Origin of the sequence: Mesorhizobium carmichaelinearum (assembly GCF_900199455.1) — a bacterium.
In the GTDB taxonomy this organism is placed as follows: domain Bacteria; phylum Pseudomonadota; class Alphaproteobacteria; order Rhizobiales; family Rhizobiaceae; genus Mesorhizobium; species Mesorhizobium carmichaelinearum.
Window position 1 is genome coordinate 106,223 of record NZ_FZQR01000005.1, and the last position, 11,234, is coordinate 117,456.

Consider the following 11,234-nt stretch of genomic DNA (forward strand, 5'->3'; position numbering starts at 1 on the left):
CGTGAAAAACCTGGAAGTCGCCTATGGCGATGTCGGCGCGCTGTGGGGCGTGTCGATCCATGTCGACCCCGGCACCATCGTCGCCATCGTCGGCGCCAATGGCGCCGGCAAGACGACGCTCTTGAAGACCATCTCCGGCCTGTTGAAGCCGAGGCGCGGCGAGGTCCTTCTTGCGGGCGTGCCGCTGGCCGGCAAGGCGCCGGAGGAGATCGCCGGCATGGGCATTGCGCATGTGCCGGAAGGGCGCGGCCTGTTCCGGCAGATGACGGTGCTGGAAAACCTCGAACTCGGCGCTTTCCAGCCCAAGGTGCGAAAGCATTTCAAGCAGTCGCTGGAGAAAGCCTACGTGCTGTTTCCACGGCTGAAGGAGCGTGCAGGGCAGAAGGCCGGCTCGCTCTCCGGCGGCGAGCAGCAGATGCTGGCGATCGCGCGCGCCACCATGTCGGACCCATCGCTGCTCATCCTCGACGAGCCGTCGCTGGGCCTCAGCCCGATCGTGGTGCAGCAGATGTTCGCGCTGATCGAGACCTTGCACAAACAGGGCGTCACTATCCTCTTGGTCGAGCAGAACATCCATCAGGCGCTGAAGGTTGCCGACTATGGCTTCGTGCTGAAGACCGGCGAGCTTGCCATGCAAGGCACGGGCGCCGAGCTCATCGCCGACCCCGAAATCCAGAAGGCCTATATGGGCGTGTTGGAGGTGCAATGATGCAGGCCATTCCGCCTCCCGAAATCCTGCTGCAGCTATCGCTCAATGGCGCGCTGGGCGGTGCCATGTATGGCGTCGCCGCCGTGGGCCTCAGCCTGATCTTCGGCACCATGCGGCTGATCTTCCTGGCGCAGGGCGCGATGATCATCCTTGCCGCCTATTTCGTGCGGGCGCTGTTCTATGGGCTCGGCATCGACCCGTTCCTGTCGCTGCTGATCGTCGTGCCAGTCGGGCTCGGCGTCGGCTGGCTGGTCTATCAGGGCCTGTTCCGCCGCGCGGCCGCCGAAGAGGACCGCAACATCTCGCTCTTGATCGCCGTCGGCCTGATGTTCCTGGTCCAGAATCTGATGACGGTGGTCTGGGGTGGCAACACCGCCGCTGTGGTCACCTCCTACACGGCGAGCGGCATCGAGATTTTGGGCGTGCGCACCTCCTTCACGCGCTCGATGGGTTTCTTGATCGCGCTTGCCGGCACCGGGCTGGTGGTGCTGTTCCTGCGCAAGACGCTGGTCGGCAAGGCGGTGCGCGCGGCCTCCGAGGACATGGAAGCGGCGACGCTAATGGGTATCAGCCCGCACCGCGTCAATGCGATTGCCTTCGCCATCGGCATTGCGCTTGCCGGAGCGGCGGGCGTGGCGGTGGCGACCACCTTCCCGTTCAACCCGTTCGCCGGTTTCATCTTCAGCCTCAAGGCGCTGGTGGCACTGGCGCTGGGCGGCATCGGCAATGTCGCCGGCGCGCTCGCCGGCGGCATCATCCTCGGTCTGATCGAGGCCTATGTGCAGTATTTCATCTCGGGCGGCTGGACCAACGCCATCGCCTACGGCGTGTTCCTGGCGGTGCTGATGTTCAAGCCGGAAGGCCTGTTCAGCCGGCCCTACAAGAAGGCTTGAGCGCCATGTTGAAGCAAGCCGTGCCAAAACAAGCCTGGATGTGGATCGCCATTGCCGTCGTCGCGGCGCTCGCGCTGTTGCCGCTGCTGCCCGGCGCGATCGACAGCTACGCCTTCTCGTTCCTGTTCTTCGTCTTCATCTACGCCATCATGGCGCAAGGCTGGAACCTCGTCGCCGGCTTCGGTGGCCAGATCAGCCTGGGCAACCACGCCTTCTTCGGGCTCGGCGCCTACACCACTGCCATCCTGTGGAGCGGCAACTATCTCTGGGGCTCGCTCTATGATGCCTATCCGCGCATCTATTATTTCGACCCGGTGACGATGGTGCTGGGCGGGCTGGTCGCGGCCGTCGCCGCCATCATCATCGGCCTGCCGCTTTTGTCCAAACTGCGCGGCGACTATTTCGCGCTGGGCACGCTCGGCTTCGGCGAGATCGTCAAGGTGATGTTCATCAATGGCGGCGACTTCACCGGTGGCGCCTTCGGCGTCGTCGCGCCCGCCGGCACCTTCGACACGCTGTTGCCGCACTATCTGGTCGGGCTCGGCCTGATGGTGGGCGTAGCACTCGCCATCCGCCTGCTGATGCGCTCGCGCTACGGCCTGGCGCTGATTGCGGTGCGCGACGACGAGATGGCGGCGTCGGCCAACGGCATCGATGTGCTGAGGGTCAAGGTCGCCGCCTTCGCCGGCAGCGCCTTCATCGCCGGCATCGCCGGCAGCCTCTACACCTACTACATCTTCCATGTCGGGCCGGACTCGGTCTTCGACCTCGACTGGATGCTGCTGCCGCTGATGATGACCGTGGTCGGCGGCACCGGCACGCTGCTCGGCCCGATCCTCGGCGCTTTCGTCATGTACGCGGTGTTCGACCTCGCGCGCATCGTCGTGCCGGATTATCACCCGGTTATTTCGGGGCTGACGATTATCCTGGCGATGCTGTTCCTGCCGAAGGGACTGATGCGGAGTTTTGGAGGGAGGGTGCGGGTGGTTTGAGGGAGGCTCAGCGTAGGCTCAAATAAAATGGTTGCTGATGTCAGCAATGCGCCTGATCTCGGTCCTTCCGCCGGCCCCTCCGACCTCCAGAAGCGGACATCACTGGTGTCAACGCGATGCGCAACCGGGACTACAACGCCCACATGCTTGAATTGTCACGCACGATCTTCGATGAAATTCCGCGCAACCGCCCGCGTCAGCGGTCGCGGCAGCAGAGCGCTAAATCCGGCAGACCGCCACGACGAAGAACTCGCGGTAGCAGAAGTCCGGATCGTCGAGCAGGCGATCCGGCCGCTGCTTCAGCTCTCGCCAATAGGCCTGGTCGGCGTCAGGCAGAGCGTAGCCCGAAGCGACGCTGGCAAAATAGGCCAGCAGGTCGCGAACATAGTCGCGCGTGAAGCGAGGCGCGGGCGCCCAGCGCTCGACCAGCCAGCCCTTGCGACTGACGACCTCCAGGCCCGCCTGCCGCAGACGCGCCGGAAGCGTCGAACCGCAATCGGTGCCGAGCACGCCCCGGTCGCGAAACCCCTGCAGCCTGGCGGCCATGAAGCGCGCCAGCAGGGTCCGGTCCATGGGCAGGATCTGCAGGATAGTCGAATCGAAATCCTTGACGGCGAAGATGCCGCCCGGCTTCAGCACGCGCCTGGCCTCGCCGACGGCAAGCTCGAACTCGGCCGGTGTCAGATACTGCATGACATTGCCGGACCAGACGCAATCGAACGATGCGTCGGCGAATGGCAGCGACAGGATGCTGCCGACACGCGTGGCAATTTCCGGCGGCTCGGGCAGCGTGCCCGCGAGCACCTCGACTCGGCCGATGTTTTCAGGCGCGAGGTCGAGCGCGGCGATGAAGCCGGATGGGCCGACGGCTCTGGCGATGAGCGGCAGGAAGCCGCCGCTGCCGCATCCGGCGTCGAGCACGCTCCAGCCCGGGCGGATACCGGCGTCGAGCAAGGCCGCCTCGTATTCGGGCCGCGACGATTCGAAATGAAGATCGAGCCAGCTGGCGTCGCTCGCTTCGTGACCGGTGGACGTTTCGTTTCTGCCAGACAAATGACTACCCCGTTATGGCGCATCGAAGATAAAAGCGTACCGAATCGCACCGCGCAATGGCGGTGCGAATCTATGTGGAACCGGGCCGGTCCATTGCCCTCATCATTTGATGCTGATGGACAAGGTGCGCCCAATCTCGGCCGATAGCCACGAAGCAACCTCGGGGGACAGTCCTGCACTCCTTGGGGCCTCCGTCTATATAGGCTGTCTCACAGGTAGACGGTTCCAACCCGCTTCGAGGCGCCCCAACTGTGATCCGAGCTTCCAACCCGCCTTTTTGGCCCGAATGCCACGTCAGCGCGCCAGGCGACCTAGCTGACGGTCTAATATCATCGTTGCGTAGCCGTAAGCCGCCATTCCGCTTTCGGCCCCCTAGCCGCCGCGTGCATGTTCATCGTGAACCTGCTCCACCGCATCGCCAACGCTACCAGCAAATCTCGGACTGCCACCACCTCCGGATATCGCGGCCCCCCGCCGGATCTTTCGGTCGCGGCACTGGATACCGATGAATTGGCGCGCATCGCGTGCCGGATAAAGCTGTCTTGCCGAATGGGGGTAATGCAGAACTTTGGAGGTCCTACCCGATCCGCCTGAGGCGTCCCTTATGTGCCCGCGATTGGCGCCGCGCTAACGCGACTGCATCAGCGTCCGTGCCGCATCTTTGCCCGCCGCGAGGATGCGATCCGATAACTCCGTCCCTTCGACGGCGCGGGCCAGTTGCAGCGTGCCGATGAGTGTCGCAAAGACAGCCAGCGCCGTGCCTTCCGGATCCTTGGCCTGTGGAATTGCGGCGGCCAGCTGGTGCGCCAGGGTCAGCAAGCGGTCGGTATAGACGGCGCGTGTTTCCGGTGGCTGACGCGCCAGCTCCGGCAACAGCGCGGCGGACGCGCAGCCTTGTCCCGGATTGTCCCGGTGCTCGGCCGACAGATAGGCCTCTATGGCCACCTCTGGGCCTCCCGAGGCGAGTGCTTGCGCCAATTGCTGCGCCTGAAGCTCCATGGCCGCCGCCACGCTTTCACGCACAAGCTCCGCCTTGGATTGGAAATGCGGGTAGAAGGCGCCGTTGGTCAGTCCGGCGTCGCTCATGATGGTCGCCAGTCCGGACGCGGCGATGCCGTCACCCCGGAAACGGTCGGCGGCGACTTCCATGATCCTACCGCGTGACGCGTCCTTGCGGCCCTTTTCGTAGCGCATGGCTGCTCCTGCCTTTCTGCTATTGCATTATGGTCGTAATTTGATATTATGATCGTAATTCAATCAATGAGAAAAAGCTAGCCCTCGTGGCTTTGGAGCGTGACATGACTATGAATTCCGGAAAGACCGCCATTGTGACCGGGGCCTCCTCGGGCATCGGCCGCGCCAGCGCCGAGGCTTTGGCGCGAGCAGGATTCACCGTCTTCGGGACGAGTCGCCGTGCGGCCGGCAACGGCCCGGACGGCGTTACCATGCTGGCCTGCGACGTGACCGACGAAGCCTCCGTGGCAAAACTGGTCGACGAGGTGCTGGCCAAGGCCAAACGCATTGACCTGCTCGTCAACAATGCCGGTATCGGTTTGCTCGGAGGTGCGGAAGAATCCTCAAGCACCCAAGCTCACGCGCTGTTCGACGTGAACGTCTTCGGTGTCCTGCGGGTGACGAACGCGGTTTTGCCGATCATGCGACGTCAAGGAAAGGGCAGGATCATCAACATGAGTTCAATTCTGGGTCTGATCCCATCTCCCTTTAACGCGCTGTACGCATCGACGAAGCATGCCATCGAAGGCTATTCCGAGTCGCTCGACCACGAGCTACGCACGTTCGGAATTCGGGTGGTGCTAGTCGAGCCCGGCGTTACCCGAACGTCGTTCGAAGAAAATGTTACGAGACCTGATCGGTTGCTTCCGGTCTATGATACGGTGCGCCCTCGCATGGAAGCGTTGATGCGAAAGTGGATAGAACGCGGCGATGCCCCCGACATTGTCGCAAGAGCGGTGGTGAAAGCCGCGACGGATGCAATGCCGCGCAGGCGCTACACCGCTGGAAAACAGGCGGGCCAGGTTCGGTTCCTGCGCCGTTTCCTTCCCGAATCCGTGGTCGACAAGAGCCTGCGGAAGATCAACGAGCTGCCGGCCTGAAGCAGGCTGGATGGGCTTGCGCAAGCAGTTCCGTCTGCCGGTCTGAAGGCAGACGATTTCACGCATGGGCGACACGCCAAATCACTTTCAGAAAGTCACTGCCATGAAGGCATTCGTCGTCGATAAATACAGCAAGAAGGGCACTCTGCGGCTGGCCGAGATGCCGGAACCGGAAGTCGGGGACAGCGATGTCCTGGTCGAGGTCCATGCCGCTGGGGTGAACCTGCTCGATTCCAAGGTCAAGACCGGAGAGTTCAAGCTCATCCTGCCCTATCGCCGGCCGTTCATCCTGGGCCACGACGTGGCCGGGAAGGTCATCCGCGTGGGCTCGAAGGTCCGCAAGTTCAAACCCGGCGACGATGTCTATGCGCGGCCGCGCGACGGCCGGATCGGGGCGTTCGCGGAGTTCATCGCCATGGATGAAGCCGACGTGGCGTTGAAGCCCAAAAATCTCAGTATGGAAGAGGTGGCCTCTATTCCGCTGGTCGGCCTGACCGCCTGGCAGGTGCTCGTCGAAAGGGCGGGCTTGAGGAAAGGCCAGAAGGTCTTCATCCAGGCCGGCTCCGGCGGCGTCGGCACATTCGCCATCCAGCTGGCAAAGCACCTCGGCGCGATCGTGGCAACGACGGCGAGCGCGGCGAGTGCGGGTCTGGTCAAGGGGCTCGGCGCCGATGTCGTCGTCGACTACCGGAAAGACGATTTCGAAAAAATCCTGTCGGGCTACGACGTCGTCCTGAACAGCCAGGACGCCAAAACGCTTGAGAAATCGCTCACTGTGCTGAAACCGGGCGGCAAGCTCATCTCCATCTCCGGTCCGCCGGATCCCGAATTCGCCCGGGAAAAGCGACTGAACGTGGTGCTGAGGCTGGTTCTTCGCCTGCTAAGCCGCGGCATCCGGTCCAGAGCCAGGCGCCGTGGCGTGAGTTTTTCGTTCCTTTTCATGGGGGCGCAAGGTGACCAGCTGGGCAAGATCACCGCGCTCATCGAATCCGGAGCGATCCGCCCGGTTGTCGATCGGATCTTTGCCTTCGAAGCGACCAATGAGGCTCTGGCCTACGTCGAAAGCGGTCGCGCCAAAGGCAAGGTCGTCATCAAGGTCAGATAGAAGGCCAAAAGAAGCAGACGCTTATCCTGCTAACCCGGCAGCCGCACTTCGCATTTTTGCATAAGCCAGGGATCACCATGGGCCATGAGCTTTCCCTGATCGACAAGGGCCACGACACGGCTCAGCAGCATCAAGTCGCCGACCTGGATATACGGCTCCATATTATGTCCCATGACCTCGGGATGACCCGTGCAATCTTGCGCCAATCCTTGCTAGCTCGCTCCAGCAGGAGCGCATCGAAGACATCCGCGGGCGCCGAGACGAGCCCAGAATCGGTGACGATGCGGAACGGTGCGTTCTCGGATTTCAACGTTCGCCAGCGTCGCGCGGCATCCTCTCGTTCCTGGCTCGTCATCGCGCGTTCCGTGCCGAACAACAAGGCAAGCTCCGTTTCGCTCATGAGCGAAACGGCCTGTTTGGGGCTCGACAATCGCGGTTTGCTGTCGGGCCGCGTCATCGGCATTTGCAGCCCGGTGACGTCGATGATGTCGTAGGGGCGGTCACCGAGGCGATCCGCCAGGGCCAGGAAGAAAGCATGCTCATGGGCGCTGTGGCGTCCGAACCAGACGACGAGGCGGTCCGTGGTCGACATGATTTGCTTCCAGAAACCGTCGAGATCGACGTCGTGCTCGTCATATTCGTCATACATCGACGCCCACCAGCCCACCCGTGCCGAGGACTCCTGGGAATCAATCGGGCCGCAGCTGAGATCGTCGCGAAAACTGATCACATCGTCGGTACGCCCGCTCGTGCGGATCGCCCGGCGAAGCGAACCACCCGCCGAATGGCCGGGCGCGATGTGCAGTATGCCGCTGCGCCACCTCTGCGTCCCATCCGGGTTCAAATCTCGCTTGAAATGGTCGGTTTCGGAAAACGTGAAATGGACGATCAACCGTCCGTCCGACAGCAGAAGCCGGTACGCGGTGGTTTTGCCGGACGACCAATGGGCGACGAAACGGATTTCATCATTCCCATGGGTCAGGTCTTGGATTTCCGCGCGTTCGCCGCTGGAGCCATCGATGGCCTGCACGACGAGGTGGCCATCGACAATCTTGATCTCGATCGTCGTGGTCGTGTGCCGGTCGTTCCCGGCAATCCAGCGGCCAACAAAATCCTCCATCAGCCTTGATCCTCGCCATTGCTCATTCTCGAACGGCTCGAGATCGCCCGCGCGCGGTCAGCTACTCCGAAAAGCTCACGCTCACGCCGCGCTGGCGAAAATAGGCCTGCATCAACTTGCGGCCCGAGCGGTTGCTCTGCGCCAGTTTGGTCGGATCGAACACTGCCTGTTTCAGCCCCTCTCGTGCCAGCGCTGCCTTGAGCGCCGCGATATGCGCGTCGATCTCGGCATTGTCCGCGCGGAGCGAGGCATAGATATTTTCGGTCGCCTCGGCCACGGTCAGTTCGCTCACGGGTGTCGTCCTTTGGTTGGTTGATCGGGCGGCGGCTTAGCACAGATTCGCGGCTCCGCGATACCGATGGCAGCGTCACCGCGCAGCGCCCGGGTTTTGGTGCCGCAATCTGCGTATGGGCCATCCTGGGTGCCTTCGTGATGTAGCGGTGTTCGACCTGGCGCGGATAGTGGTCCCGAATTATCACCCGGTGATTTCGGGGCTGACCATTATCCTAGCGATGCTGTTTCTGCCGAAGAGGCTGATGCGGAGTTTTGCGGCGAGGGTGACTTGAGGAGGAAGGGGGTGGGCTCAAATCGACTGGTTGCTGATGTCAGGAATGGGGCCGGAAGCGGACCGGCCGCAATCGAGGCAGACCCTCGAAAGGCTGCCGTTCTGCTTGCGACCCAAAGCGGCTGTTCGCCGCTAAGGGCGCTTAGGGTCTTTCTCGGCAGGCTGCCGTTGGTTACACTGTAACGCTCGGCCATAAGCGGTCGGGCACTTCCAGACCTTGGCGCACCTGGGTATCAAGAGCCTGCTCGGCTCGTGGGGCGCCATCTAGTAAAAGCGTTGCCCTCCCTAAGAACTAGCGTCCGCCCTCTCCGTGCTATAAATTGACTATCGACGCCGACCTCGACGCCGTCCTAAGGCCGACCGCCATTTCAGCATGCCCAAGGACGTATGTGCCGCACATGGGCTCAAGCCACCCGCCCGCACATCCGTTGTGGATTGACCCGCGAGGAGGGATCAGCATGTCAGAACGTCTCAACATAGGCCCGCTGCAACTTGGCGAAACGGCGCCCAATGTCGTGCTCGACGCGATTACCCGCGAGGGCAAGATCGCCATCGACGATTTCCGAGGCGAGAAACCAGTGCTGGTTGGGCTGTATCGAGGTCTCCATTGTCCTTTTTGCAGGCGCCAAATCGCCATGCTTTGGAAAATCACCCCAGCCCTCAACGAAAAGGGCATAGAAAGCCTGACAGTGGTCAACACGCCCATCGAGCGGGCGCGCCTCTACCTGCGGTATCATCCAATGCTCGGCCTGCTCGCGGCATCCGATCCGGAGCGGACTTCACACCGCGCCTTTGGATTGCCGAATATGCAGATCACCGAAGACGAGAGCGCATGGCCGCAAAAGGTTTCAATGAGCGATGTGAAGTCGATGCGGGTCGACTTGCCGGGCGAGATGCCGGAGCCGATGAACCCGTTTGCGGCGCTCGAATATCTGAACAAGAAGGACAGCTACGATATAACGGAAGCGGATCAACAGATGATGGCCACCGGCATTGCGCAGCTCGTCGGCCAGTTCTTGCTGGACCGCGATGGCGTCGTTCGCTGGACTTCCAACGAGGTGCTCGATGGCGGCCTATTCGGCGCCCCGAACACTCAGGATCTGATGTCGGCAGCGTCGCAAATCGGAAGGTAAGGCGCAGCTTCGGTAGTGGGCCAGGCGCAGGATTACGCGAGTTGGCGGCTGTTGCCTGATAGGGCCCGTCCAGTTCGTTGCGCTGGCATTGGTTGCGGCAAAGGCCGCGGCTGCCGGTTCGAGCAACTGCGTGCCTCTTCGGCTGACATGAGGCGCAACTGCGACCTCCAGCGTGGTTGCCGCTAGTGTCTGCTTTCAGTGGTTGGCAGGACTGAGTTCTACAGCCGACATTGGGCGCGAAGCGGCAATTCGCCCAAAGGCAACGAAGGTCGCCTTTGGGCCTGGTGCAATCGATAATTCACGCAGCGCGCCCGCCGGGTGTTGGGCGCCGTCGCTACCCGCGCTTTTCAATCACCGCGTACAGCACATTGCGGTTCTCGCCGAAATACACCTTTGCCTCGACCGCGTTGCGGTCGACGCTGGCGTTGACGATGTTCCACATGTCGACTTCCGAGCGCAGCAGCAGCACCCAGTCCATGAAGGTTTCCCGGTAGCCGGCGTCGGGGGTGCCTTCGGCGTAGTTGGCGAACAGGAACGTGCCGTTCGGCTTCAGCATCTGCAGGCAGGTCTTGGTGAGTTTCACCGCGACGTTGTGCTGGAGGTAGTCGTAGAGGCCTGAGGCGTAGATGAGGTCGAACTTGCCGAGCTTGTGACTTCTGGTCAGCACTGTCCGCACCGAGCCGTCGATGGCTTCGACCGCGGTGCCCTGGAAGTCGCGCGCGATCAGTCCGACGCTCTGCGGATCCTGGTCGAGCGCCACCCAGCGCTTGAGACGGCCCTCGGCCAAGGCAACGGAGCGATTGGCTTCGCGCAGATGGCCGGCAGCGATCGCCAGCACCTCGGTGTCAGGGCCGTTCTTGGCCGCGGTCTCATCGACATAGCGGGTCAGGAGATCGCGCCGTTCGCGTGCCGCCACGCATGACGGAACGTTCTGCGTGTGGCTGTAAAGCGCCTTGCCGATCTCCGAAGCGCTGGCCACGCTCTCGGCCACGTGCGGGTCGCAATAGATGTAGTCGAGCAGCTGCGCGTCGCCGGAATAGCCCCTTGGCTTGGTGAAGGACCAGTGCGTCAGCGGATCCTCGAGAAAGTACTTCAGGATCGGGTGGTTCTGCGCCACCGGGATCAAGGCCTGCCAGACGTCGGGATGCACCTTGGCGCGCAGCGCGCTGAGCAGCGACAGCAGCCGGCGAACGATCTCGGCGGGAAATTTCTGCTGCTCGATCTGCTGCTGTGTCGCGTGGAGGATGAGGGCCAACTCGGCGCGGGCGGTCTCGAACGCTTCGCCATGTTGCTCGAGCGTACCTTTACGCAGACTGCCGGCGATCATCTCGGCGGTAATCAGGCTTTGGCCATCAAACACGGTTTGCACACCAGGACTCCTTGGTTAACAGTCAGTTAACTTATTGCGTAGAATACTTCATTTGCCAACGGCACCTGGGGGCATTTTATCGTTATGATTAATTTCCCGCTAACCATCTCAATTTATTAGCGATCTTGCAGATAAGATTCTGGGTTCGAGTTAACGCAAACTTGTCTGGAGCCATCGCATT

General features: G+C 62.2%; 11 protein-coding genes. 6 read left to right on the forward strand and 5 right to left on the reverse strand.

The annotated features are described in order from the left end of the window. Position 1: 1 nt before the first annotated feature. From CKW40_RS13500 to CKW40_RS13510, 3 genes are read left to right on the forward strand one after another with little or no spacing between them, the layout of a single operon-like run. Positions 2-709 (forward strand): ABC transporter ATP-binding protein, encoded by a 708-nt coding sequence (locus tag CKW40_RS13500; protein ID WP_244571176.1) that lies wholly within the window; start codon positions 2-4, stop codon positions 707-709. Continuing rightward, a complete protein-coding gene (locus CKW40_RS13505; protein WP_095200408.1) occupies positions 706-1,602 on the forward strand; it encodes a branched-chain amino acid ABC transporter permease in 897 nt (298 codons plus the stop codon). Before CKW40_RS13500 ends, CKW40_RS13505 begins: the two co-directional genes overlap by 4 nt. A gap of 5 nt (positions 1,603-1,607) precedes the next feature. Beyond that, entirely contained in the window at positions 1,608-2,594 is a 987-nt protein-coding gene (locus CKW40_RS13510) for a branched-chain amino acid ABC transporter permease (protein WP_095200409.1), read from the forward strand. Positions 2,595-2,813: 219 nt separating this feature from the next. Here CKW40_RS13510 and CKW40_RS13515 read toward each other — a convergent pair whose 3' ends face one another. After that, positions 2,814-3,647 (reverse strand): methyltransferase domain-containing protein, encoded by an 834-nt coding sequence (locus CKW40_RS13515; RefSeq protein ID WP_095200410.1) that lies wholly within the window; start codon positions 3,645-3,647, stop codon positions 2,814-2,816. Positions 3,648-4,274: 627 nt separating this feature from the next. Then, the gene (locus CKW40_RS13520; RefSeq protein WP_095200411.1) at positions 4,275-4,841 is read right to left on the reverse strand and encodes a TetR/AcrR family transcriptional regulator; all 567 of its coding nucleotides are present in this window, start codon (positions 4,839-4,841) and stop codon (positions 4,275-4,277) included. 62 nt (positions 4,842-4,903) lie between these two features. Between CKW40_RS13520 and CKW40_RS13525 the strand changes: the two genes are divergently transcribed. Both CKW40_RS13525 and CKW40_RS13530 read left to right on the forward strand, forming a co-directional pair. Continuing rightward, positions 4,904-5,761 (forward strand): oxidoreductase, encoded by an 858-nt coding sequence (locus tag CKW40_RS13525; protein WP_439330982.1) that lies wholly within the window; start codon positions 4,904-4,906, stop codon positions 5,759-5,761. A 103-nt stretch (positions 5,762-5,864) separates the two neighbouring features. Next, a complete protein-coding gene (locus CKW40_RS13530) occupies positions 5,865-6,866 on the forward strand; it encodes an NADP-dependent oxidoreductase (RefSeq protein WP_095200688.1) in 1,002 nt (333 codons plus the stop codon). A 130-nt stretch (positions 6,867-6,996) separates the two neighbouring features. Here CKW40_RS13530 and CKW40_RS13535 read toward each other — a convergent pair whose 3' ends face one another. Both CKW40_RS13535 and CKW40_RS13540 read right to left on the reverse strand, forming a co-directional pair. Further along, complete coding sequence (locus CKW40_RS13535; protein ID WP_095200413.1) at positions 6,997-7,986, reverse strand: DUF1835 domain-containing protein; 990 nt, start codon at positions 7,984-7,986, stop codon at positions 6,997-6,999. A 61-nt stretch (positions 7,987-8,047) separates the two neighbouring features. Then, a complete protein-coding gene (locus tag CKW40_RS13540) occupies positions 8,048-8,278 on the reverse strand; it encodes a hypothetical protein (protein WP_095200414.1) in 231 nt (76 codons plus the stop codon). A gap of 731 nt (positions 8,279-9,009) precedes the next feature. On the opposite strand from CKW40_RS13540, the gene CKW40_RS13545 reads away from it, so the two are divergent. Then, positions 9,010-9,684 carry a peroxiredoxin-like family protein gene (locus CKW40_RS13545; protein WP_095200415.1) on the forward strand — a complete coding sequence of 225 codons (675 nt, stop codon included), beginning with the start codon at positions 9,010-9,012 and terminating at the stop codon, positions 9,682-9,684. Between the two features lie 334 nt (positions 9,685-10,018). Here CKW40_RS13545 and CKW40_RS13550 read toward each other — a convergent pair whose 3' ends face one another. Further along, positions 10,019-11,053 (reverse strand): class I SAM-dependent methyltransferase, encoded by a 1,035-nt coding sequence (locus CKW40_RS13550; protein ID WP_095200416.1) that lies wholly within the window; start codon positions 11,051-11,053, stop codon positions 10,019-10,021. Between the last annotated feature and the right edge of the window lie 181 nt (positions 11,054-11,234).

Coding starts and splice junctions, on each gene's coding strand:
- CKW40_RS13505 (WP_095200408.1), top strand. CDS start 706: ATGATGCAGGCCATTCCGCCTCCCGAAATCCTGCTGCAGCTATCGCTC.
- CKW40_RS13510 (WP_095200409.1), top strand. CDS start 1,608: ATGTTGAAGCAAGCCGTGCCAAAACAAGCCTGGATGTGGATCGCCATT.
- CKW40_RS13520 (WP_095200411.1), bottom strand. CDS start 4,841: ATGCGCTACGAAAAGGGCCGCAAGGACGCGTCACGCGGTAGGATCATG.
- CKW40_RS13530 (WP_095200688.1), top strand. CDS start 5,865: ATGAAGGCATTCGTCGTCGATAAATACAGCAAGAAGGGCACTCTGCGG.
- CKW40_RS13535 (WP_095200413.1), bottom strand. CDS start 7,986: ATGGAGGATTTTGTTGGCCGCTGGATTGCCGGGAACGACCGGCACACG.
- CKW40_RS13545 (WP_095200415.1), top strand. CDS start 9,010: ATGTCAGAACGTCTCAACATAGGCCCGCTGCAACTTGGCGAAACGGCG.